Source organism: Mediterranea massiliensis (assembly GCF_900128475.1).
GTDB classification, from domain to species: Bacteria; Bacteroidota; Bacteroidia; order Bacteroidales; family Bacteroidaceae; genus Bacteroides; species Bacteroides massiliensis_E.
On record NZ_LT635839.1, the window covers coordinates 550,320 to 571,831 of the forward strand.

Annotated in this window: 25 protein-coding genes; 4 read left to right on the plus strand and 21 right to left on the minus strand. The window is 52.0% G+C overall.

Annotated elements, in window-relative coordinates; genetic code table 11:
- Positions 1–145: 145 nt before the first annotated feature.
- The 18 genes from BQ7483_RS15840 to BQ7483_RS15925 form a co-directional block, all read right to left on the minus strand.
- On the minus strand, positions 146–673 hold the full coding sequence (locus BQ7483_RS15840; protein WP_072546551.1) for a glycoside hydrolase family protein: 528 nt from the start codon (positions 671–673) through the stop codon (positions 146–148).
- Positions 670–1,176, minus strand: coding sequence for a DUF3872 domain-containing protein (locus BQ7483_RS15845; RefSeq protein WP_072546552.1), 507 nt, complete (start codon positions 1,174–1,176; stop codon positions 670–672). The genes BQ7483_RS15840 and BQ7483_RS15845 overlap by 4 nt, the downstream gene beginning before the upstream one ends.
- Before the next feature lie 18 nt (positions 1,177–1,194).
- Positions 1,195–2,079, minus strand: coding sequence for a toprim domain-containing protein (locus BQ7483_RS15850; RefSeq protein WP_072546553.1), 885 nt, complete (start codon positions 2,077–2,079; stop codon positions 1,195–1,197).
- An 8-nt stretch (positions 2,080–2,087) separates the two neighbouring features.
- Complete coding sequence (locus BQ7483_RS15855; RefSeq protein WP_072546554.1) at positions 2,088–2,663, minus strand: conjugal transfer protein TraO; 576 nt, start codon at positions 2,661–2,663, stop codon at positions 2,088–2,090.
- A gap of 2 nt (positions 2,664–2,665) precedes the next feature.
- Positions 2,666–3,652, minus strand: coding sequence for a conjugative transposon protein TraN (gene traN / locus BQ7483_RS15860; RefSeq protein ID WP_072546555.1), 987 nt, complete (start codon positions 3,650–3,652; stop codon positions 2,666–2,668).
- Positions 3,653–3,721: 69 nt separating this feature from the next.
- A complete protein-coding gene (gene traM, locus BQ7483_RS15865; RefSeq protein WP_072546556.1) occupies positions 3,722–5,071 on the minus strand; it encodes a conjugative transposon protein TraM in 1,350 nt (449 codons plus the stop codon).
- Positions 5,052–5,360: a TraL conjugative transposon family protein gene (locus BQ7483_RS15870; RefSeq protein WP_072546557.1), complete on the minus strand. Its 309-nt coding sequence runs from the start codon at positions 5,358–5,360 to the stop codon at positions 5,052–5,054. Before BQ7483_RS15870 ends, traM begins: the two co-directional genes overlap by 20 nt.
- Before the next feature lie 5 nt (positions 5,361–5,365).
- Positions 5,366–5,989 carry a conjugative transposon protein TraK gene (gene traK, locus BQ7483_RS15875; RefSeq protein ID WP_007656465.1) on the minus strand — a complete coding sequence of 208 codons (624 nt, stop codon included), beginning with the start codon at positions 5,987–5,989 and terminating at the stop codon, positions 5,366–5,368.
- 31 nt (positions 5,990–6,020) lie between these two features.
- Complete coding sequence (gene traJ / locus BQ7483_RS15880; RefSeq protein ID WP_072546558.1) at positions 6,021–7,025, minus strand: conjugative transposon protein TraJ; 1,005 nt, start codon at positions 7,023–7,025, stop codon at positions 6,021–6,023.
- Between the two features lie 3 nt (positions 7,026–7,028).
- Positions 7,029–7,658, minus strand: a complete 630-nt coding sequence (locus tag BQ7483_RS15885) for a DUF4141 domain-containing protein (RefSeq protein WP_072546559.1) — start codon at positions 7,656–7,658, stop codon at positions 7,029–7,031.
- Positions 7,659–7,688: 30 nt separating this feature from the next.
- Positions 7,689–8,072 carry a DUF3876 domain-containing protein gene (locus BQ7483_RS15890; protein ID WP_072546765.1) on the minus strand — a complete coding sequence of 128 codons (384 nt, stop codon included), beginning with the start codon at positions 8,070–8,072 and terminating at the stop codon, positions 7,689–7,691.
- Between the two features lie 36 nt (positions 8,073–8,108).
- Positions 8,109–10,613, minus strand: a complete 2,505-nt coding sequence (locus BQ7483_RS15895; protein ID WP_072546560.1) for a TraG family conjugative transposon ATPase — start codon at positions 10,611–10,613, stop codon at positions 8,109–8,111.
- A complete protein-coding gene (locus BQ7483_RS15900; RefSeq protein WP_072546561.1) occupies positions 10,610–10,942 on the minus strand; it encodes a DUF4133 domain-containing protein in 333 nt (110 codons plus the stop codon). Before BQ7483_RS15900 ends, BQ7483_RS15895 begins: the two co-directional genes overlap by 4 nt.
- A gap of 10 nt (positions 10,943–10,952) precedes the next feature.
- Positions 10,953–11,264, minus strand: coding sequence for a DUF4134 domain-containing protein (locus tag BQ7483_RS15905; RefSeq protein WP_007840010.1), 312 nt, complete (start codon positions 11,262–11,264; stop codon positions 10,953–10,955).
- A gap of 202 nt (positions 11,265–11,466) precedes the next feature.
- On the minus strand, positions 11,467–12,207 hold the full coding sequence (locus BQ7483_RS15910; RefSeq protein ID WP_072546562.1) for a conjugal transfer protein TraD: 741 nt from the start codon (positions 12,205–12,207) through the stop codon (positions 11,467–11,469).
- On the minus strand, positions 12,204–12,566 hold the full coding sequence (locus tag BQ7483_RS15915; RefSeq protein ID WP_072546563.1) for a DUF3408 domain-containing protein: 363 nt from the start codon (positions 12,564–12,566) through the stop codon (positions 12,204–12,206). Before BQ7483_RS15915 ends, BQ7483_RS15910 begins: the two co-directional genes overlap by 4 nt.
- A gap of 22 nt (positions 12,567–12,588) precedes the next feature.
- Positions 12,589–13,038, minus strand: a complete 450-nt coding sequence (locus BQ7483_RS15920) for a DUF3408 domain-containing protein (protein WP_008646091.1) — start codon at positions 13,036–13,038, stop codon at positions 12,589–12,591.
- A gap of 5 nt (positions 13,039–13,043) precedes the next feature.
- Positions 13,044–13,799 (minus strand): ParA family protein, encoded by a 756-nt coding sequence (locus BQ7483_RS15925; protein ID WP_072546564.1) that lies wholly within the window; start codon positions 13,797–13,799, stop codon positions 13,044–13,046.
- A 116-nt stretch (positions 13,800–13,915) separates the two neighbouring features.
- Here BQ7483_RS15925 and BQ7483_RS18385 point away from each other — a divergent pair, with 116 nt between their 5' ends.
- From BQ7483_RS18385 to mobC, 4 genes are all read left to right on the plus strand, one after another.
- Positions 13,916–14,167 carry a hypothetical protein gene (locus tag BQ7483_RS18385; protein ID WP_005867744.1) on the plus strand — a complete coding sequence of 84 codons (252 nt, stop codon included), beginning with the start codon at positions 13,916–13,918 and terminating at the stop codon, positions 14,165–14,167.
- Between the two features lie 313 nt (positions 14,168–14,480).
- Entirely contained in the window at positions 14,481–14,909 is a 429-nt protein-coding gene (gene mobA, locus BQ7483_RS15940; protein ID WP_072546565.1) for a conjugal transfer protein MobA, read from the plus strand.
- Positions 14,888–16,138: a conjugal transfer protein MobB gene (gene mobB, locus BQ7483_RS15945; RefSeq protein ID WP_072546566.1), complete on the plus strand. Its 1,251-nt coding sequence runs from the start codon at positions 14,888–14,890 to the stop codon at positions 16,136–16,138. Before mobA ends, mobB begins: the two co-directional genes overlap by 22 nt.
- Positions 16,139–16,169: 31 nt before the next feature.
- The gene (gene mobC / locus BQ7483_RS15950; protein WP_072546567.1) at positions 16,170–18,179 is read left to right on the plus strand and encodes a conjugal transfer protein MobC; all 2,010 of its coding nucleotides are present in this window, start codon (positions 16,170–16,172) and stop codon (positions 18,177–18,179) included.
- A 121-nt stretch (positions 18,180–18,300) separates the two neighbouring features.
- On the opposite strand, the gene ltrA is transcribed toward mobC, so the two are convergent.
- The 3 genes from ltrA to BQ7483_RS15965 all read right to left on the minus strand — a co-directional run bounded on the left by ltrA (position 18,301) and on the right by BQ7483_RS15965 (position 21,476).
- A complete protein-coding gene (gene ltrA, locus BQ7483_RS15955) occupies positions 18,301–19,704 on the minus strand; it encodes a group II intron reverse transcriptase/maturase (RefSeq protein WP_072546568.1) in 1,404 nt (467 codons plus the stop codon).
- Between the two features lie 492 nt (positions 19,705–20,196).
- On the minus strand, positions 20,197–20,814 hold the full coding sequence (locus tag BQ7483_RS15960; RefSeq protein ID WP_032578779.1) for an RteC domain-containing protein: 618 nt from the start codon (positions 20,812–20,814) through the stop codon (positions 20,197–20,199).
- 239 nt (positions 20,815–21,053) lie between these two features.
- Positions 21,054–21,476, minus strand: coding sequence for a dihydrofolate reductase family protein (locus tag BQ7483_RS15965; RefSeq protein ID WP_072546569.1), 423 nt, complete (start codon positions 21,474–21,476; stop codon positions 21,054–21,056).
- Between the last annotated feature and the right edge of the window lie 36 nt (positions 21,477–21,512).

Below are 21,512 nucleotides of genomic sequence, written 5' to 3' on the forward strand. Positions count from 1 at the left end.
CAAAGTTACATGAAAAAAGCGAAACTACTTGAATGAGTCACTTGTAAAATCAAGTACTGACCATCAATTAAAATATTGATATAACATAAACTCCGATAAAGCATCCCCAACTTCATCGGAGTTTATGTTGTCGGACACTTACTTTTTATGGTACATACAGCAGCGCAAACTCTGTCTTTCTTCGTTTGAGCAGCATGGCGTGCCGTTTCCCTTTGTAGTTGCAGAAAGCAATATACTCCCGATAGATGTTCCTGTCGCCAGCCTCCAACTTTCGGATCAGCGTGCTTTTGGGTATCTTCCCGTTTCCCAACAAACGGTATGGACCGACATTGTAGGCAAGCGTGGCAAGGAGCAGACTATCTTTCCCGAACTGCCGGAACATCGCGCAGAACTTCCGTAGGTCTTTCCGCAGAAGCGCGTCCGCCTGCCGCTTCGTCATGGTGCGTGCCGAATACCTTTCGCCCTGTAACAACTTATGCCCATATCCCACATACGGGTAATGTTTTTCAGAGTGCCAACCCTCAAAATATTTCGTGCATCGCACCGCTCTCTCAAATGGTGGCAGCCGGTAGATAGTCGCCTGCCTGTCCGTTTCCTCATGGCGTCTGTCCCGTGCGGACACGGAACAGACCGCCAGAAGCGAACAGAGGATAGCCATGAATACACGCATCATCGTATAAGGGGCTTGAAGTTTCCGATGGGGACAACAGAGATAGCCCCGTCATCCTTCATATTACGGTTGTTGAAGTCAAACTCCAATTCGTAGGAGTTGCTGAAATTGTCTTCCACCACTACGATGAAGTTGTGCGCTTCGTCACCTTGCGCCGTATAGTACAGCCGGAACTTCTCGTTTTCGAGCAGGTAGCGGTCATTGGGCAGGAACGTGATTCCGTTGTCCATTTTCAGCGTACCTTCTCCCTCGAACTGGAAATACCGGATGGTATAGAGGGTGTTGGCGAAGTCGCCTGTTTTTTTCAGTTCACAGCGGATTTCCACCGTCTGCCCCTTTGTTACCTTGTTCGGCACGGGCATGGTTTCCACCGTGAAGGGATAGGATTGCTGGATGTCCATGTCGTCGTCACACGACACGAGCGTGAGCGACACAGCGGCGAACAGGCAGAGTGCCAACGCCTTGAAGATTGATGTTCTCTTGTTCTTATTGTTCAGTATGTTCATTGTTCTTTGATTTTTAAGTTATTGTTCATTTCTTTTTTTCGTTGTCAGTTGCAGATACTCGTTCAAGTCCTTGCAACCGTCATAGAGGGCAGAACGGTCGCAGACACGTTCCTCATAATGTCCTTTCAGTGTTTCCAACGTGCGCCGTCCGGCTTCGTCACGGTCGAGGTAACAGTCTATGCGCCCGTAACCGTCCAAATACTTCATCGCCTTTTCCACGTTGGAAACGGAGTTCAGCACAAGGCAATCGCCCGTTTCCAATCCGAGCGTGACGGCGGAAAGAAAGTCCATGAAGCCCTCAAAGACGCTGCACACGTCAGCCGGAGAGCCTTCCGCCTTGACCAGCGACACATCCTTCAGAGGTACGCATCCCTTGAAGAAGCGGCTGCGGATTTCATATCCGCCCGCCATATTCGGGAAGCCGACGGCGAAATACCGCTTGCCACGCACACCGTAATTCAGTCGGCAGCAATACCGGGATGCAATGCCGTAAGGAATGTCCCGTTCCGCCAGATAGTCCGTCAGTGGAGAACGAAACAGCGGGACGGCTTCCACTCCCTCAAAGGCAGGTTCTGACGGTTTAGGCAGGAAAGTCGGTTTGCTCACTTCGGGAACAGGCATAGGTATATTGGCGGTTTCCGCTATGAACTTCACTTGTTCCATGAAGTCGTTGCTTCCGATAAACTCCCCGGCAAGCGTGAAGATGTCGCCACCTTTGCCCAGTCCGAAGTCGTACCAGAGCTGTTTTGCCACGTTCACTCGGAAAGAGGGCGTGCGCTCATTGCGATATGGCGCACGATACCACAATTCGTTGCCGCTTCTTCGGACAGGCTCATGTCCCAGCCGTGCGAGGAAGTCCGCAAGGGGTATATGCCTCATGGCGTCGATTTCCGTCCGTTCCATGCGGTGCGTCAGTTAATGATGAACTTGATGCCCACGCCCCACTGCGTATGAAACTTCCTCGTGTCGCCACCCCACAGGCAACGCTCCCGGAGGTTGGCGAGCAGAGCGATACGGTCTGCCACATAAAACTCCATATCGAGCGTCAGCGCACCGCCGTAGATGAAGGCGTCCCGGTCATGGAGCGTGGAGCCGTCATGCAGCACCTTTTCGCCCCAGTTCACCGATTCATATCCGGCAAGAGCCGAAGCCCCTGCATAGACGAACACGATTTTTCGGGCATCGGAAAGTATCTTGAAGTAGTATCCCCCCTCCGCCGTGAACTGCGCCACGGGTATCTTCCCGTCCTTGTAAGGGTTGTTCTTCAACAGATATTCGCCGCCGAGCACCCATTTGTTCCCCTTTTTCGTGTAGGTGGAAAGAGCCGCTCCGAAGCTGTACCCACCATCGTTGCCTCCGGGATTGAAACCGTCCGCCATGTTCGCCCTGATCTCGATGCCCTGCATCTTCGGCAGGCATCGCTGGGCGTGCGCCTGCCCCGTAAACAGGGCAAGCGACGCGATAATTATTGCGATGTACTTCCTCATGGTCAGCGCACTTGAAGTTCGTTGATGGTATTGGCACGTACCAAGTCCTCGTTCTCAATCACGAAAGACTGGTGACGACCCCCGTTCTTCTCGTTGAGTTCCACCACGAGGCATTTGTCGTCGGGGATGGTGAACTTCGCCATCGTGAACACCGTGCGCTCGCTCTTCTTGCCCGGCACGAGCGTGGCGTAGTTCTGCGCACGGAGCGGCAGGATAATCTGCTCCTGCACGGCGGTACGCTTCGCCACCTTCTTGTCCACGATTTTCCATGTGATGTAGTCCACGTCGAAAGGCACGTTGCTCTGGTTCTTTATCTCCGTGTGGAAATAGAGCAACCCATTATGCGTGTAGATGCCTTTCAGCAGGTACTGGATGCCGAATCGCTTGCAGCCGATGTGCTTCACTTCACGCTTGTTCTGCTTGTGGATGGACTTCATGATAAGGCGCACCAGCATCGGGCTTTCGCTGCCCAGTTCCTTCAGATAGATTTCTTGCGCATTGTTCGGACGGTTCACCTTCTCGCCGTCATGGATGAAGTCGCACATCTCCACGTTGAGCAGCAGCGGTTCGGCTGCATATTTCACGTTGAAGGTGTAGAAACTACCGTCCTCCGTTATCACGGACATATTGGTTTCGTTCGGAAAATTCCTCACGGTAGCCTTTACGCGGATGACGTTCTCCGCTCCGTCGGCTTTGCCCGCAATCAGGTCGGGCGAGCCTAAATCAACGTAGCGCACTTCCGAGGGGAAAATGACGTGGACGGTCTTGTCGTAGGTCACTTCCAAGCCGTGCGGGGGAACCATGCGGTCGAAGGTCAGCTTCTTTGTCAGCCCGTGATACAGGTCGCCGTCCGCCTCCTTCTGCGGATAGACCTCCTTTGTCAAGGTCGGTTGTTCACTTCCATTGTCCGTTCCAACGGTTACGTTCTCCTGCGCATTGGCAGTTGCAATGCCCATAGCGAGGGCAAACATGATGATTACTTTTCTCATTACTTTGGATTTTAGTGGTAAATAAAATTGGGTTGTTGTTTTTTTATTAGTCGTTGATTGTTATTGTTTTCAATCTCTGTCCTGATAGAGCATGACCTTGTACCCGGCTTTCAGATGCACTTTCACCGTGCGCATCTTTTTGGCGATGTACTGGCTCGTGCCTTGTATCAGCCCCTTGCCCAAGTCGGAGGCGAGCTGCGCCCCGGCGTTGGTGGAGATATTGATGCTGCTACCCAGCGAGCCGCCCATGTTGGCGGCAACCTCCCTGACGGCATTCATTTCCATAGAGTTGGGAATGAAGATACCGGGCTGCCCGTCCGTGTCATACACTGCCAGTTCTACCGGGATAATCGTACCCGAATATTCCAGCGACGTGATTTCAATATCGAGCCGTTCGCCCTGAATCTTTGCCGTGCCGACCACCACCGCATTGCGGGGGATGATTTTGTCCGCCACCGCCATCGGCTCCAGCAGCCGTAATCTTACCGCCTGCCCGTCCGTCACACTCTGCGCCCCATAGATGCACGCCGATATGGTGTTTTTGTCCGATACGGTCATGACACCTACCGCCGTATTGAAACTGCGGTTGCGCTCCTGCGAGAAGGAGGCGACAAATTCGGCGTTGCTCATCGGCTGCGAGAGCGAGGATACCACCTGATGCGCCACCTGCCTGACAGGTGCAGCCGTGTTCTTTCCGGTTTTCTGCACGGGGTAAGGCTCTGCCGCCTGTCCGACAGGTGGCTGTGTGCCGTTCTGCCCGCCCATGTACTTCGCCGCCAGCTCGTAGGACTTCTCCATGAGTGCCACTTGGTCATCCATAGCGGACGCTTTACCCTTCTCGCTTTCAAGTTCCGATTCCAGCGAGGCGATACGCTCCAACAGTTCGTCCATTTCCGCATTGTCGTTCTTCGGCTGCTCATAGAAGTTGCCGAGCGTGGCGTTTAGGTCGCGGTAGGCGGCTGCGGAGGACTGGATGGTTTTCGGGGCAGACTTCACATTCTCTTCCGTACCGCCGGGATTGGCAAGGTCGAAGTCCCTGCCGCTGTCCGTTTCCGCCACCTCTCGGTCGAACATATCGCCCAGTTCCTGCATGGTGCGGCTGCGGTTCTCCTGACGTTCCTCCATCGCCCCCTGTTCGTAGGCTTTCGCCTTGTCACCGATGATCTGGCGGTTCGCCTTGTCCGCGTCGGGCATTTCGATGTTGTAACCTCCCGTCCCCGGCTGCTGCTCCTTGTCGGAAGACGGGGCGAATATCAGCCACATCGCCCCGATGAATACCAGCACCATAGTGGGCAGCACTATCATTTTCTGACGTTTCAGCCTTTGGGCTTCGGTCAGCGGCTTGCGCTCCTTCTTCGGTTTCCCGTTGTCAGGAGCCGCCTTGTTTTCGTTTTTAGGTTCATTCTTCGTCTGTTCCATATAAATAAGGTATTACATTGTGATTGTTTTCCAGCTTTACGGACAGTTCCACCTGTCCGGCATGGTCTGTTACTATCCGGCTGCCGTCATTCCTGCCGATGTCATAGACGGCTTTGCCGAAGGTGTAGAGGGTAAGCACCGCGAAGGCGGCGAGCATCGCCAGCACGATGCGTTTACGTGTCTTCGGGGGCAAGCCGTCCAGATAGCCTTTGAGCCTTGCCACCAGCATTTTCTTTTTGTCGTGGAGCTTCCAGTACGCACGCCAAAATGATTTCCTGATTTTTTTCATGTCCGTTACCTTTTGATGGTTTGTAAATCCTTGTTCTCGATGATGGTGAATCCCTCGATGGTGAAACCGTTGGGATTGTCGTCCGAACGGGACGAGTTCAAGAGGCGGCACGTCGTCACGAGGCTGCGCTCGGTGACGTTGCTTTGCCGGATGATCTTCTGCGTGGCGTAGGTAGTCGCACGGTACGGGTAGCCGTTGAAGTCGCACACCACGCTGTCCACTTTCAGCACTTGGTTGATGTTCCCGGCGATGATGCGGTTGTAGTACCCCTTCTCGGCGAAGTCCGAATAGTAGTTGTAAACACTTTTGTCCGCTAATAGCAGGGCGCGTTTCACGTTATGCTCTATTGCGCTCTTTTCGGGCGAGAGCGTGAAGAACAGCTCGTGGAAGCGGCGCACGTGTTCCCTTGCCTCCGCCGGACGGTTCTGCGACAAGTCCTGCGAGAGAGCCAGCATCAGCGACTTGCCGTTGTCCAGCACGTAAATCTTTTCCCGTTGCCGCTCTGCGAAGCGGTAGGAACTCCACACGCTCCATACCGTTATCACGGCGCACAACGAGAGGAAGACGATACCGAACAGGCGTATCTGCCTGAACGATGATTCGATGTTTTTGAGTGACTTAAATTCCATTGTTTTTTATTCGTTTTTAATTGTCAGTTGATTATTTCAGCAGTTTCCCGGCACGTCCGACCATGTTGCCTGCGGCTGCACCCGCCACGCTGCCCGCCATGCTTCCGGCTCGTCCTGCCGTCTGGTTCACGTTGCGACCGTAGCTTCCCATGCCTCCGGCTTGGATAATCCAGCCTGCCACCGTCGGGATGGTGAAGTAGCCGATGATTCCTATGATCATGAAGACGATGTACACACCGTCGCTCGAATCCAGCGAGAAGTTCGGGTCAGCCTGCATACGCTCGATGTCGCTTTGCAGCATCAGCACCTGAATCTTCGCCAGTATGGTGCTGAACATATCCGACACGGGCAGCCACAGATAAACCTGTATGTAGCGGCATATCCACTGTGTGAGTGTACTTTGAAAACCGTCCCATACCGATATGGCGAAGGCTATCGGACCGAGTATCGCCAGCACCACGAGAAAAAAGGTGCGGATGGTGTCTATCACGAGGGCAGCGGCTTGGAACATCAGTTCCAGTATCTCGCGGAAGAAATCGCGGATGCCTTTCTTCATGTTGTACATTCCACGCTCGATATACATTCCCGCCATCGTCACCATGTCACCGGGTGACCAGCCCAGTTCCTCCAGCTGTTTGTCAAACTCCTCGTTCGACACAAGGTAGGCGGTTTCGGGGTTGCGCATCATCGCCTCGTATTCCAGTTTGTCCTTCTGCTCACGGTATCGGTTCATGTCCAGCGTTTCCGCCTCCAGCATCTTTGCCGTGCCTTGCACGACGGGCGACATGATGCTGTTTATCGTACCTAATACCACCGTCGGGAAGAACATGATACATAAGCCTATCGCAAACGGGCGGAGCATGGAGAACACGTCTATCGGTTCGGCTCTCGCCAGCGACTGCCACACCCGGTAGGCGACGTAGAACAATGCGCCCAGCCCGGCGATGCCTTTCGCCACGCCCGCCATGTCCCCGCATAGCGGCATCATCTGCTCGTAGAGCGAGCGCAGAATCTGGTGAAGGTTGTCGAAATTCATAGGCTACCAGTATCTTTCGTTCATGTTCCCGTACAGCCCCATGATGCGGTCGAGGTCGTTCTTCTTTTTTGCCCGCAGGTAGCTCACGCTGATGTTCTTGTTGGTGTAGTAGCTCACGAGGTTGCGGTAACGCTTCATCTTGGAGTAGCAGCGTTCCACCACATCCATGCGCTCCTTGTCCGTCATGGAGAGCGTGGTGATGTTCACCACGTTCCTCAGTTCCGTCAGCACATCGTTGGATTCTTCCAACAGCTTGGTGTAGCCGAAGGCGATGGCTCCCAGTTCCTCCACCGTGAAGTTGTCGTCACGCATCATCCTCTGGAAGCTGGTCACATAGGTGTCGGTGATGTCACCCACCATCAGGATGGTCTGCTGCACCTTCCGGGCGTCCTTTACCAGATTGTTCACGGATTTGAGTGCGTCGTAATACTTCTTGCCCTGCTCGTAAATTTTCACCGTCTCTTGAAAATTTTTTATCATATTCTGGGCGGTCGTGGAAGTGTGTACCACGTTCTTGGAGGTGTTCACGATGCTCTGCGCGATGTTGGACGGGTCTATCACCGCCCACTGTGCGCTTGCCCTGCCGACTGCAAACAGGCACAGGCAGATGGCTAATATTATTCTTGTTCTCATGTTACTTTGGATTTTAGTGGATTTCATTATTTATTGCTCGCCTATCGGATGGTCCGGTTTCGGGTTCACGCGCACGTAGTCCCCGTTCGGCGAGAAGGTCAGGATGTCCGTCACTTTGTTGTAGGACACGTCGATACGGAATCCGGTGTTCATGAACAGGTTGCCGTTCTCCTCCTGCAAGAGATAGGTTTCCGGCTTCAGCTTGCGACAGATGCCGCTCCGTTTGAACACCGTCACCTTATAGGCTTCGCCCTCCTTGTAGATAAGCACGTCGGGCTTTCCTTCCACGCTTTCCCAGTTCCCGCAAAGCAGGTCGCGGCGGTTGTCCGCTACCTCGCAGGATTGCAGCACCATGACCGCCAGCCCGATTAAACACTTGCTGACTTGCAGCATTTTCGTTCTTGATATACTCATACGCATTTTCTTTTTTGGTTGATGAATCGTTTTTACTTATTCCTTGTTTCTCCGTCTTTCGCCAAGCTGCCGGATGGCGGCTTCGATGTCGCCGCCCAGCTGCTCCGCCAGACGGTACACCTCTACTTTTTCCGTTTCTTCGGTGGTGTACGCCAGATACTCTTCAGCACTAACTTCGGTGGCATAGACCGCCGACTGTGTGCCACCCAGCCCGATCCAAACTTCCTTGTAGAGCCTTGACGGGTTGTTCGCCATGTTGATGGAGAGTATCTGTGACTTCTCCTTCTCCGTAAGACCCAACAGGGACTGTATGGCATCAAACTTATTCATGTATTTCCGCTGGTCGAGAAGTATCTTGCAGTCGGAGTTGTTGATGATGCTCTCCTTGACGACGGGCGAGGAAATGATGTCGTCCACCTCCTGCGTCACCACGATTGCCTCCCCGTAATACTTGCGCACGGTCTTGTACATATAGCGCAGGTACTCAGCCATATTCGCCGAAGAGAGTGCCTTCCAAGCCTCTTCCACTATCAGCTGTTTGCGTACGCCTTTCAGACGGCGCATCTTGTTAATGAAGGCTTCCATGATGATGATGGTCACGACCGGGAAAAGCTCGCGATTTTCCTTAATACTGTCAATCTCGAAGACAATGAACCGCTTGCCGAGCAGGTCAATGTTCTCCGTGGAGTTGAGCAGGAAGTCGTAGCGTCCACCCCGGTAATATTGCCGCATGGTGGTGAGCATATTGTCGATGTTGAAGTCTGACTTCTCCACCTTTATCTCACGTTCCGCCAGTTCACGGCGGTAGTCGTCGCGCATATACTCATAGAAGGTGTTGAACGAGGGAACGATGCTCCGGTCAGCCCTGATACGCTCGATGTAGGCGTTCACCGCACTGCCCAGTTCGCCGCTTTCCGTCTTCGTAACTTTGTCGTCCTCCGACTTCCAGAGTGTCAGCAGCAATGTCTTGATGCTGTCCTTCTTCTCCACGTCGAACACATAATCATCGGTGTAGAACGGGTTGAACGAAATCGGTTTCTCCTCCGTGTAGGTGAAGTACACGCCGTCCGCCCCGTTTGTCTTGCGCCGGATCATCTCGCACAAGCCCTGATAGGAGTTTCCTGTGTCCACCAATACCACGTGCGTACCCTGTTCGTAGTATTGCCTCACGAGGTGGTTCATGAAAAACGACTTGCCGCTGCCCGAAGGACCCAACACGAACTTGTTGCGGTTAGTGGTGATGCCCCGCTTCATCGGCAGGTCGCTGATGTCGAGGTGCAACGGTTTTCCCGTGAGCCTGTCCACCATCTTGATGCCGAAGGGCGATAGCGAACTTCGGTAGTTGGTTTCCTCCGTAAAGAGGCATACCGCCTGCTCGATGAAGGTGTGGAAACTCTCTTCCGCCGGGAAGTCCGCCGCGTTGCCGGGCATTGCCGCCCAGTAGAGTGTCGGGCAGTCGATGGTGTTGTGGCGCGGCACGCACTCCATGCTCGCCAGCTGGCTGCCCACGTCGTTCTTGATATGCTTCAGTTCCTCCGCGTCATCGCTCCACGCCATGACGTTGAAGTGCGCCCGTACCGAGGTCAGCCCGTAGGAATGGGCTTCGTTCAGGTACTGGTCTATCCACTCGCGGTTGATGCTGTTGCTCCGGCTGTATCGGGATAATGACTGCATATTCCTTGCGGACTTCTCGAACTTCTGCAAATTTTCCTCGCTGTTGTCTATAATCACATACTGGTTGTAGATGTGGTTGCAGGAAAGCAGCAGCCCCACGGGTGAGGCGAAGGAGAGGCGGCAATCGCTCCGGTCGGTGGAAAGCCGTTCATATCGGGTGTCGGTCGCTACCTTACCGGGCATATCCTCCGCGTCGGAGAGGGTGTGCAGGCACAGGCGGTTGTCGCCGATACGCATCTCTTTTGCCGAGAGGTCGATGTCCTGCAAGGTCGCATTCCCTTCGGGCATGAGAGAGAAGTAACGCTCTATTAGCCCGGCGGACTTTTCCGTCCCGACAATCTCGTCGGTGGATAGCCGGTGTAGCCTGACAAAACCGCTGTCGTTCATGATGCGCTCGAACTGTTCGGCGGCCTCCATGAACTTCCCGGCGGTTTCCCTGTCCAGTTCCTTCGGGATGATATGTCCACGGCACAGCGTACTGAAGTTGCTCTGCATCCGGTTACGCTCCTTCGTCGTCTTGGTCAGGTAGAGGTAGCAGGAGTGTTTCAGGTAAGGACGTTCGTTGAAGTGGCGTTCAAAGGAGCGGCTCAAAAAACTCATGTCGTCCTTCTCCAGTTCCGGCTTGTAGCGTTCCTTGATGAACCAGTCCTGCTTATGCACGACGCAGAAGTCCGGCAGCACCTTGATTGCCTTGCACCAGCAGCCGTGTATCGCCTCGTACTCCGCACCCGTCACGGTGTAAAGTTCCGGCAGCTCCACCTCGAAAGCCACTGTAATGTCGGCATCTTTGGAGATGATACAGCTATGCTCCACAGCCAATAGCGGGAACTTGTTTTCCAGTGTCGTCATTTTGGATGTATTTCTCATGTCGTTTCTTCCTTTCGTTGCCGTTTGAATAATCGGGTAATCCGCCGCCGGTTGATAAGGTATCGGGGATGGCTCTTGACCGCTCCCAATTTCATCAGCCCGTGTTCGCCGTACCGGGCGTTCAGCGCGAAGGTCTGCCATACGAGGACGGAGGACGATGCCGCGCCGAAGCCGATACATATCCACTGGTCGATGCCGACCATGTAGAGGATGACGAACAGGACGAAGAGAGCCAGCAGACCTCCGCAGAAGATGAAGAGGTACTGAGCCTTTAGACCCTTGAACTCGACCGGACGACCGATACCCTTGTTTATCGGGTATTCAGCCATACATTGTGTATTAAAGGAAGAATGAGCGCAGGATAGTGGCAGCGACAATCAAGAAGATACAAGCCCCGAACCACGAGGCGGCTGTCTTGCTCGTGTCGGGGTCGCCGGACGAGAACTTGCCATAGACTTTCACGCCACCGATAAGTCCGACCACCGCGCCGATGGCGTAAATCAGCTTAGTGCCCGGATCGAAATAGCTTGTCACCATAGAGGTGGCTTCCGTGATACCTGCGATACCGTTTCCTTGCGCGAAAGCGGAAGCGGTGGCGGCAATCATGAGTGCCGCAGAGATAATGAACTTTTGTCTGATGTTCTTATTCATAAACTGTTCTTTTTTTTGTGCCGTCCAAAGGGTGGATAGTCCTTTTTCGGGCGGTTGATACTTGATTACTTTACTTTGGTTTAGTGGTAGCCCGTTTGTTTCTACGGACTTGGGTGTGTCCGTTGCGGATTGGCTGTACCTTGTACCGCCGTGCGCATGGGTGTCGTCATTTTACGTTTTCATTTCCATTCTTTTTTAGCTGTTATACATAGTTTCGGAAGTCGAACTCCTCGATGTTGTCGGGAATCACGAACACCTTTTCCTTTTGTTGTGTCACGGTCATGTTCACCGTGTCCACGAAAACTGCCATCGCCTTTGCAAGCCTCTCGCTCATTGCTTCATCGGTCAGGCGTTCCGTTATTCTTGCGAAAAGCTCTGTCCCGTCCAGTTCCGTCATGACCTTTCCGGCGTGTCGCATTTCCTCATCGGATGGTGATTCCTTCCGTATGGTGCGTACTGCCATGTCAATATCCTCGAAGCTGCTTCCCGAAGCCTGCTTTTTGTCTGGTTCCTCGTCCTCCGGCTCATCCTCTCCGTACTCCAGTTCCGAGGGCGGGATGCTCGTGAAGGTTTCATCGAGTTTGTCCTTCGGTACTTGTGTCGGGCGTGAGACGGTTTCCGTGTTTCCGTCGTCAAAAGTAGCCTCTTCCTCCGACAGCTCAATGCCTTTTTCCGAAGTGGCGGCTTCTTGCGTCGGTATGGTAGCGGTTGTCCGGGTCGATGCCATCTTGAAACGGCTCTTGCCAATGATGTCCGAGGTGTCTGCGTGAGGTATTTCCTTATCCTTTCCTTGCTCTGCCACCGTACTGTCCAATGACCGCCACAGCCCGGCAATATGTCTGAAGAAACGGATGAGCTTCGTGTCCATGATGCGGTCATAGAACAGCAGGAACAGGAACCACACGTTGCAAGCAACCGATACGATTAAAAACGCCTTTGTCATAATCTTACTTTTTGGGCGTTTTCAATCTGTTCCATGTACTGCTGCCCGTATTGCCGGAAATGGTCGCGGAGGATGTTGTCCACGAACTTGCCGATGCTCAAACCGTTTCCCATCCGACTGGCAACGATAGCGACTTTCTCATGAATTTCTCGGCTGATGTATATACATTGCCGCGTTTTGATTTCCGATGCTTGCAGGAAAGTCGAGAGCGGCTTGTCTCTGCCTTTATCCTTGCGGAAGTCAACGCCGGTATTTTCCTGATCGTAGTCGGTTACACACTTTGCTGCACGGGCAGCGGTTCTTTCACTCTTTCCTGTTTGCAGGCAGTCTGCCTGTCGGTTCTTCTTTGTTCTTTTCATACTTCTTTGTTGTTTATTGTTTTTATAGATTATAGGATTCCATGTGCCGTTTGAACGATTCGGCTATCTCGTCTTGGAACAGCGTGAAATGGTGTGTCAGCACGTTGTCAAGAAAAGCCGCAATAGTCACCTCGTTGCCTCCGATTACATGAAGCATCTTCTGTATGCGGTCGTGGTACTCCTTGCGGATATATACCTGTTTGCCGAGCCTTGCCGTGACATTGGACCCGCATATGAATACGGTGTCATAATCCAATTTTTCCGGCTTGCTGTTCCTGCGCCTGCGTTCTGGCTCCTCTTTGGAGTGCGAGGCAGGTGGAGAAACGGCTTCCTGTATCGCTTCTTTCGGAGGTGGAGAAGTAGCGTTTCCGTCCGTGCTTCTCGCTTCCGGCGGAATGCTTGTATCGTCCAGTCGAAACGAGTTGATTACGGCTTCACTGTCGATGTCCTCGATTCTTGTTTTCTTTGCCATACCGTTCAGTTTTTGATGATGCCGAGAATCTCATCGACGAGTTTGTCGAGGTTGCTGCCGCGTACCAGTATTTTGTCCGCCGGAAACGCCGTGGAGCGGAATACTGCCTTGCGTTCTGCCGCCGTCTCCTTGCGGAAACGCTTGCTGTCCGGCAGATGTGTTTCCAGAATGGGCAGGGCGAACTCGGCACAGACCTTGTCGTATGCCTTGTAAAGCTCCGTCTTTTCGCGCCCGTCCACCATGTTCCACACGAGGTAAATCCCTTTGATGCCGGACTTACCCGTGCTTATCATCTGTTCGTTGATAACGGTGGCGAACTTGATGGAACTCTCCATCACCACACGGTCGGCGATGATGGGCGTGAAGATGTAGTCCATTTTGGAAATGGTCTGCACCACCTCGGCATTGTTGATGGTTCCCGGCAGGTCGAAGAACACGAAATCAAGGGCGGGCTGCGCTGCCACCAGATTTTCGGCGGTCTTTACCGCATCTTCCGCACGGCTGCATCTGATGGTGTACGGGTTCTTCTTCAGCCGTTTGAGCTGCTCATACGCCATCACCTTGTAATGCCCGTCCTCCATGACGGCTTTCATGTCGCGCTTGCGCATATCATGGATACTGTACTGCGGAAAATCGCAGTCCACCACGGCTACGTTGTAGCCTTTCACATAGTGCAGGTAGCTTGCTACAAGCACCGTCAGGGTTGTCTTACCCGCTCCACCTTTCTGCGTGGAGATTGCCACATAAGTTGCTTCTTTCATTTGTCTGATAATTTATTTGGTTATACATCTGTCCGGTGGCGGTAGCGTATTGCCATTAGTACGTACGCACGCGCTCCCATTCATTTATTTATTCACTCCTTAATCCGGCTGTGCCTATGGGTAATCATCGGTTTGTCCAACCGCCCATGCTTTTATCCGTCCGCATGGACGTGTGCTTGGAAAACCATCTGAATACATACACCTGTTTTCAACCGTTTGGATTGATGTCCGGATTACTGTCCGAACATCCGGCGGAAGGAGTGTATTTTCAGTCCCACATCCGAATCACACTGCAAATAAACAAGGATATTTTGGAACTTGTATCACTTCTCCGGCAAGTGGCAGCACGTTGCGCCGGTTGGCACTGATTGTCCGGGTCAAGCCTCTGTCCGATACCGCGTTAAGAGTGTAACTTTGCACCCGAACGGCAGGGTTCGCCGCAGGTGGCGTAGCCCGGAGTTTGAAAGGCATTCCCCCAATCCGTCCCCGACGGATTTTTATGTTCACCTGAACATAGCAAGGTATGTTTTCAGCCGCTCAAAATATTTTGAGCAGCCACGAAAACGCCTTGCCCTTGCAGGGGGCGGGCTTACCCTCCGAAGTCGGGAAGCCTCTCAAACCTGCGGTGTCTGTGCCTCGAAGCGGCGGCTTATGCCGTCAAACCGCTAAATCCAAAGTAATATGAGTGAAAAAAGAAGAAACAAAGGCGGGAGAAATCCCAAACTCGATCCGGCGGTGTTCCGCTACACCGTCCGTTTCAGCGAGGAGGAACACAACCGTTTCCTCTCCATGTTCGAGAAGTCGGGCGTTTATGCCAAGTCGGTTTTCCTGAAGGCGCACTTCTTCGGACAGCCGTTCAAGGTGCTGAAAGTGGACAAGACGCTGGTGGATTACTACACCAAACTGTCCGATTTTCACGCGCAGTTCCGCGCGATAGGCACGAACTACAACCAAGTCGTGAAGGTATTGAGGCTGCATTTTTCCGAGAAAAAGGCGATGGCGTTGCTCTACAAACTGGAGCAACAGACCGTCGAGCTCGTGAAACTGAGCCGTAAGATTGTGGAACTTTCAAGAGAAATGGAGGCGAAATGGTCGCAAAAATCAGTGTAGGAAATTCGTTGTACGGCGCACTTGCCTACAACGGGGAGAAGATCAACGAGGCGAAAGGGCGGCTTCTGACGACCAACCGCATCTACAATGACGGTACGGGAACGATGGACATCCACCGGGCTATGGAGGACTTTCTCGGCATGATGCCCGTGCGGTCGAAGGTGGAGAAACCGGTGGTGCATATCTCGCTCAATCCGCATCCCGACGATATTTTGACGGACACGGAGCTTCAGAACATCGCACGGGAATATCTGGAGAAGATGGGCTTCGGCAACCAGCCGTATCTCGTTTTCAAGCATGAGGACATCGACCGCCACCATCTGCATATTGTGACGGTCAGGGTGGACGAGAACGGCAGGAGCATAGACACCCGGAACAATTTTTACCGGAGCAAGCAGATAACACGTGAACTGGAACGGAAGTACGGGCTGCACGACGCGGAACGCAAGAACCGCCGTCTTGACACGCCGCTGCACAAGGTGGACGCCTCTGCGGGCGACGTAAAGAAGCAGGCGGGAAATATCGTCAAGGCTATCAGCGGGCAGTACCGCTTCCAGACGATGGGCGAATACCGCGCACTCCTTTCCTTATATAATATGACGGTGGAGGAAGCGCATGGCAATGTGCGCGGATGCGAGTATCACGGGCTGGTCTATTCCGTCACGGACGATAAGGGCAACAAGGTCGGCAATCCTTTCAAGTCCTCGCTGTTCGGGAAGTCTGTCGGCTATGAAGCTGTGCAGAAGAAGTTTGCCCGTTCCAAGCAGGAGATTAAGGACAGGAAACTTGCTGACATGACGAAACGCACCGTCCTTTCCGTGCTGGAAGGCACGTATGACAAGGAGAAGTTTGTAGCCGCGCTCAAAGGGAAGGGCATCGACACCGTACTGCGCTACACGGAGGAAGGGCGCATCTATGGAGCCACGTTTATCGACCACCGCACGGGCTGCGTGCTGAACGGCTCACGCATGGGCAAAGAACTTTCCGCCAACGCCTTGCAGGAACACTTCACGCTGCCTTACGCCGGACAGCCTCCGATTCCTCTTTCCGTTACGGTGGAGGGACAAGAGGACAAACAAGGCTATTCCGGCGGGGAATACGAGAGCCATTCCGGTGGCATGAACCTGTTTGCCCCCGAAGGTCCGGCAGTGGATGCTGAAGAGGAAGCCTTCATCCGGGCGATGCAGCGCAAAAAGAAAAAGAAGAAGCGCAAGGGCTTGGGAATGTAATCAAAAATATCAACAATCAAAAAATCAATGTATGTCACAACAAGAAGACGATTTGAGGGCATTGGCGAAAATCATGGATTTTCTGCGTGCCGTGAGTATTATTTTAGTGGTCATGAATGTGTACTGGTTCTGCTACGAAGCAATCCGGCTTTGGGGTGTGGACATCGGTGTGGTGGACAGAATCCTGATGAACTTCAACCGCACAGCGGGGCTGTTCCGTTCCATCCTGTACACGAAACTGTTTGCCGTCCTCCTGCTTGCCCTGTCCTGTCTGGGGACAAAGGGCGTGAAGGGTGAGAAAATCACTTGGGGAAGAATCTGGACAGCCCTTGCCGTTGGCTTTGTGCTGTTCTTCCTCAACTGGTGGATACTGGCTTTGCCGCTCCCGATAGAGGCGGTGACGGGACTGTATATTCTGACCGTTGGCGCAGGTTATGTCTGCCTGCTGATGGGCGGTCTGTGGATGAGCCGTCTGTTGAAGCACAACCTTATGGACGATGTATTCAACAACGAGAACGAGAGCTTCATGCAGGAAACACGGCTTATCGAAAGTGAGTATTCGGTCAATCTACCAACACGGTTTTACTACAAAAAGCGTTGGAACAACGGCTGGATCAATGTCGTGAATCCCTTTAGGGCTTCCATCGTGTTGGGTACGCCGGGCAGTGGTAAATCCTATGCGGTGGTAAATAATTTCATCAAGCAGCAGATTGAAAAGGGCTTCTCAATGTATGTGTACGACTTCAAATTCAGCGACTTGTCCACGATAGCATACAACCATCTGCTGAACCACCCGGAGGGCTACAAGGTGAAGCCGAAGTTTTATGTGATAAACTTTGACGACCCACGACGCTCGCACCGTTGTAATCCCATTCACCCGGACTTCATGGAGGATATTACGGATGCTTACGAGAGTGCGTACACGATTATGCTCAATCTCAATAAAACGTGGGTGCAGAAGCAGGGCGACTTCTTTGTAGAATCACCTATTATTCTGTTTGCCAGCATTATATGGTATCTCAAAATCTATAAGGGTGGTAAGTATTGCACGTTTCCCCATGCCATTGAGTTCCTTAACCGCCGTTACGAGGATATTTTCCCGATTCTGACCTCTTACCCGGAACTGGAAAACTACCTTTCTCCGTTCATGGACGCATGGCTCGGAGGTGCTGCGGAGCAGTTGATGGGACAGATAGCAAGTGCAAAAATTCCGCTCTCGCGCATGATTTCCCCACAACTCTATTGGGTAATGTCGGACAGCGAGTTTACGCTGGACATTAACAATCCCGAAGAGCCGAAAATCCTATGCGTGGGTAATAATCCCGACCGTCAGAATATTTACGGTGCGGCTCTCGGTCTGTATAACTCCCGTATCGTAAAGCTCATCAACAAGAAGGGGATGCAGAAGTCGTCGGTTATTATAGATGAACTACCGACGATATATTTCAAGGGGTTGGATAACCTTATCGCTACCGCACGAAGCAACAAGGTTGCCGTGTGTCTGGGCTTTCAGGATTTCAGCCAGTTGGTGCGTGACTATGGCGATAAGGAAGCCAAAGTCGTGATGAATACTGTCGGAAACATCTTCTCCGGGCAGGTGGTGGGTGAAACCGCCAAGACGCTATCCGAACGCTTCGGAAAGGTGTTACAGAAACGGCAGTCCATATCCATCAATAGGCAGGACGTTTCCACCTCCATCAATACACAGATGGATGCGCTTATCCCGCCGAGCAAGATTTCCGGCTTGACGCAGGGAATGTTTGTCGGTTCTGTGTCCGACAACTTCAACGAGCGTATAGAACAGAAGATTTTTCACTGCGAGATTGTCGTGGACGCCGAGAAGGTGAAACGCGAGGAGAAAGCCTACAAGAAGATACCCGTCATTACCGACTTCACGGACGAGGACGGTAACGACCGCATGAAGGAAACGGTGCAGGCGAATTACAGGCGCATCAAGGAGGAAGTCAAGCAGATTGTTCAGGAGGAACTGGAGCGGATTGCCAACGACGACAATCTGAAACACCTGTTACAGCAGAAATAACCGGGCTGACGGGCGGCAAAATCGAGTAGGAGGTAAACGCTAATCGTAGGTGTTTATCTCCTACTTTCACGTTTACCGACCTCTCACACCACCGTACATGCGGTTCCGCATACGGCGGTTCCTATTTTGGATTCCATTCGAGATACGAATCAAGCAAACAAGGAAAGCCCGCCTTTCTAAGATTGGCTGTAGAAGATGCTATCTGCATGATTGGCGAGCCACTCACTCTCCAATAACCCTTACAGTAACCCCACTTGCGGGCATTATATTCGTTAATCCCGCATTTGATAAGATTCTTGATTCGGGTTTTCGGGAGTTTCCAAGCCTTCCATATACACATGCGTATCCGTCGCCTTAACCACTCATCGGTTTCAAGGCAGAGACGTTTCATGTTCGCAAGGTGATAGTACCCTACCCAGCCCTCTATGTACTCTTTCAGTTTCTGCTTCCTCTTCTCATATCCCCACCCATTGCTCCGACTTGTCAATTCTTTAAGGATGGATTTCATCTTCGCCTTGGACTTGGGGTGTACGGTGAGTTGGCATCTACCTTTGTGTACATAAAAGGAATAGCCGAGATACTTCACACCTCTTATGTTTGAGACGACCGTCTTTTCCTTGTTCACCTTGAGGAAGAGTTTCCCCTCAATGAAATTGGTTATGGACGATTTCACACGTTCCGCAGCCCTCTTGGACTTGCAGAATATCATCGCATCATCGGCATAGCGGACAAAAGGGTGACCTCTGCGAGCGAGTTCCTTGTCCAACTCGTTCAGCATGATGTTGCTCAGGAGCGGACTCAGCGGACCTCCTTGCGGAGTACCTTCCTCGCTTGCGTGCCACAGTCCTTTGTCTATCACACCGCTGCGAAGATACTTGTGTATCAAACTGACCACCCTGCCGTCCTTTATCGTACGACTCAGAAGTTCTATGAGTTTGCTGTGGTTCACTGTATCGAAGAAGCGTTCAAGGTCGAGGTCAACTACATATTTGTAGCCTTCATCAACTGTCTTCCGAACTTCTTGCAGTGCGCTCAGGCACCCTCTTCTCGGGCGGAAGCCGAAACTTCTTTTCGAGAATTGAGGCTCATAAATGATGGTCAATACTTGGTTGATGGCTTGCTGCACCATGCGGTCAACCACGGTCGGGATGCCCAAAAGGCGCATCTTGCCATTACCCTTGGGTATCTCCACCCTGCGGACAGGATTCGGACGGTATGTACCGTCAAGCAGGGAGCGTATCAGTTCATCCTTGTTAGCCAATAGCCATGGAAGCAACTGCTCACATGACATCTTGTCGATACCGCCTTTGCCCTTGTTGCGAACTACTGCCTTGTAGGCTTTGTTCATGTTGTCGGGGCTGAGGATTACTTCCAACAGGTGCTCCCGGTCGAATGGAACTTCCACGATGTTGTCTTCGGTCATCCACATGAAAGTCTGCACTCCCCCATACCATTCGGTTTCCGACCTATCTCTTTGGAGGCAGTCATTAGCAAAGGCTGATGTTTTCTGCATTCGTTCTTTCATAAGGTAACTCTCTATTACTATCGCTTAATTATTAGGTTCTGCCCTTCGTGTAGCGCTATCGTCCGCTCCACTACTATGGCATCTGCTGACTTCTCACGGCAAGTTTTGCGCCGTGGCTTTCGTAAGAGCAACTAATCACCACGTCCGTGAGACCTCACCAGTTAAGCGTATCATCTTTCCATCTTATACCCACTTGATTTACTATGTGTGATTCCGGGTAGTTATCGGACTTTGATGCTTTCAGCCATCTCATCCTCACATATAGCCTTATATCAAGTTTCTGTACGTTGGGCCAGATGTTTGCCGCTGACTTCTTTCAGATTCCACCTCGCGATGGACACCCTTGTCTCTCTGGCTGGACGATTCCCACTACCTGGGCTCGTTAGGGACTTGCACCCATTAGATGATACACATGCTGGTCAAACTGAAAGCGGGCGAAGCAAGTTTAATACCTTGTTCCGCCCGTTATTCTTTGGGGATGTCATAGTCGGTCTATCTTCTCATACGCTCCATCTCTTCGTCACGGAGCATCTTCTCGTTCAGTTTTTCCTGCATTTTGTCAAGGAAATAGGTGCGACTCTCGTTCTTCCGGCGTTTGATGTCGATGTAGAAACGGTAGCAGTCCTTTGATTCCACACCGAATATCTTGTACAGAAGTGGGGCAAGCTGTTTGAGCGGCATATTGCCGTTGTTGATACAGCCCATCTCGTTGATGCCGTATATCAGCTCCACGAGGTCGATGGCGTTGCCTGTCCATTGCAAGGGTGAGGCGGTATTATCGTTTGTGTTGTCGGTGGATGTTTGGATAGGGATTAGTGGCGGCACTTGGGGAGCGGCAAGAAACTTCTGCATCTTCCTTACGAAAGAGAGAGCCTTGCTGACATAGTTGGCTATTTCCTTCTTTTCTTCGGGAAGGTTATGCACGGGATGATGCTGTAACTCGATTTCGATGTAAGCCAATGCGATGATGGTCCGGTTCGTGTCCGGGCTGCCGATACACAGTTCAATCACTTGGGTGGCGAAAGCCGTGTATGCTTTTTCCATATTGCAGTCCCCGGCTTCGTTTATCCGGCGGAAGAAATCGGTTTCCGCCAATAAAAAATAATTCATGTCCTGTCAATTTTGAAATTTTACACTCTGTTTTCGGTATGCGCACATGAATAATATTGGCAAAAATCGCGACCAAAAAGCAAAAAATCCGGCACGGTCTTTACAACGTACTGGATTTCAGTGAAATAAAAATTGATATTTTTTATCCGCCATGAATTGTGGTAGCCTTAAAATGTTTTTTTTCAGAACATTGCTTTATTAAACGGATTATAAAAGTGTTCTTCTATGGAACATTTCGACTATTTCCCGGATTCCATACGTGTATAGATGCTCCGGCATACTCCGTTGGAAAAACTCTTTTGTGAGGAGAGTGTCCAGCGTACTTCAGGTAGTGCCGACTTGAAGAAATGCCGTCCTGTTCCCGATATGAAAGGCACGGTATATAGGATAATCTCATCCACCACCCGCATACGCAACAGCCCGTTGATATAGTCCGAATTGTCGGGAGTGGCTTCTGCGAGATAGCAGATGTTGGTATTGTCTTTCCGCCATTCGTCCAACATGGAGATGGAGTAGTCCGGCGTGACATGGTAAAGCGCGTTTTCCCTTATTTTGTCAATATCGCAGCGGTCAAGGCGTAAATCCTCATACGCTTTGCCATATAATTCTGAAGAATGACACCCGTCTATCGTGAGGACGGCGAGAATCTGAACTTTACCCATAGTCTTTTCCTTTCGTTGGGCAAGGAGCAAAAAAGT

Coding starts and splice junctions, on each gene's coding strand:
- BQ7483_RS15840 (WP_072546551.1), bottom strand. CDS start 673: ATGATGCGTGTATTCATGGCTATCCTCTGTTCGCTTCTGGCGGTCTGT.
- BQ7483_RS15845 (WP_072546552.1), bottom strand. CDS start 1,176: ATGAACATACTGAACAATAAGAACAAGAGAACATCAATCTTCAAGGCG.
- BQ7483_RS15850 (WP_072546553.1), bottom strand. CDS start 2,079: ATGGAACGGACGGAAATCGACGCCATGAGGCATATACCCCTTGCGGAC.
- BQ7483_RS15855 (WP_072546554.1), bottom strand. CDS start 2,663: ATGAGGAAGTACATCGCAATAATTATCGCGTCGCTTGCCCTGTTTACG.
- traN (WP_072546555.1), bottom strand. CDS start 3,652: ATGAGAAAAGTAATCATCATGTTTGCCCTCGCTATGGGCATTGCAACT.
- traM (WP_072546556.1), bottom strand. CDS start 5,071: ATGGAACAGACGAAGAATGAACCTAAAAACGAAAACAAGGCGGCTCCT.
- BQ7483_RS15870 (WP_072546557.1), bottom strand. CDS start 5,360: ATGAAAAAAATCAGGAAATCATTTTGGCGTGCGTACTGGAAGCTCCAC.
- traK (WP_007656465.1), bottom strand. CDS start 5,989: ATGGAATTTAAGTCACTCAAAAACATCGAATCATCGTTCAGGCAGATA.
- traJ (WP_072546558.1), bottom strand. CDS start 7,025: ATGAATTTCGACAACCTTCACCAGATTCTGCGCTCGCTCTACGAGCAG.
- BQ7483_RS15885 (WP_072546559.1), bottom strand. CDS start 7,658: ATGAGAACAAGAATAATATTAGCCATCTGCCTGTGCCTGTTTGCAGTC.
- BQ7483_RS15890 (WP_072546765.1), bottom strand. CDS start 8,072: ATGAGTATATCAAGAACGAAAATGCTGCAAGTCAGCAAGTGTTTAATC.
- BQ7483_RS15895 (WP_072546560.1), bottom strand. CDS start 10,613: ATGAGAAATACATCCAAAATGACGACACTGGAAAACAAGTTCCCGCTA.
- BQ7483_RS15900 (WP_072546561.1), bottom strand. CDS start 10,942: ATGGCTGAATACCCGATAAACAAGGGTATCGGTCGTCCGGTCGAGTTC.
- BQ7483_RS15905 (WP_007840010.1), bottom strand. CDS start 11,264: ATGAATAAGAACATCAGACAAAAGTTCATTATCTCTGCGGCACTCATG.
- BQ7483_RS15910 (WP_072546562.1), bottom strand. CDS start 12,207: ATGACAAAGGCGTTTTTAATCGTATCGGTTGCTTGCAACGTGTGGTTC.
- BQ7483_RS15915 (WP_072546563.1), bottom strand. CDS start 12,566: ATGAAAAGAACAAAGAAGAACCGACAGGCAGACTGCCTGCAAACAGGA.
- BQ7483_RS15920 (WP_008646091.1), bottom strand. CDS start 13,038: ATGGCAAAGAAAACAAGAATCGAGGACATCGACAGTGAAGCCGTAATC.
- BQ7483_RS15925 (WP_072546564.1), bottom strand. CDS start 13,799: ATGAAAGAAGCAACTTATGTGGCAATCTCCACGCAGAAAGGTGGAGCG.
- BQ7483_RS18385 (WP_005867744.1), top strand. CDS start 13,916: ATGGGTAATCATCGGTTTGTCCAACCGCCCATGCTTTTATCCGTCCGC.
- mobA (WP_072546565.1), top strand. CDS start 14,481: ATGAGTGAAAAAAGAAGAAACAAAGGCGGGAGAAATCCCAAACTCGAT.
- mobB (WP_072546566.1), top strand. CDS start 14,888: ATGGTCGCAAAAATCAGTGTAGGAAATTCGTTGTACGGCGCACTTGCC.
- mobC (WP_072546567.1), top strand. CDS start 16,170: ATGTCACAACAAGAAGACGATTTGAGGGCATTGGCGAAAATCATGGAT.
- ltrA (WP_072546568.1), bottom strand. CDS start 19,704: ATGAAAGAACGAATGCAGAAAACATCAGCCTTTGCTAATGACTGCCTC.
- BQ7483_RS15960 (WP_032578779.1), bottom strand. CDS start 20,814: ATGAATTATTTTTTATTGGCGGAAACCGATTTCTTCCGCCGGATAAAC.
- BQ7483_RS15965 (WP_072546569.1), bottom strand. CDS start 21,476: ATGGGTAAAGTTCAGATTCTCGCCGTCCTCACGATAGACGGGTGTCAT.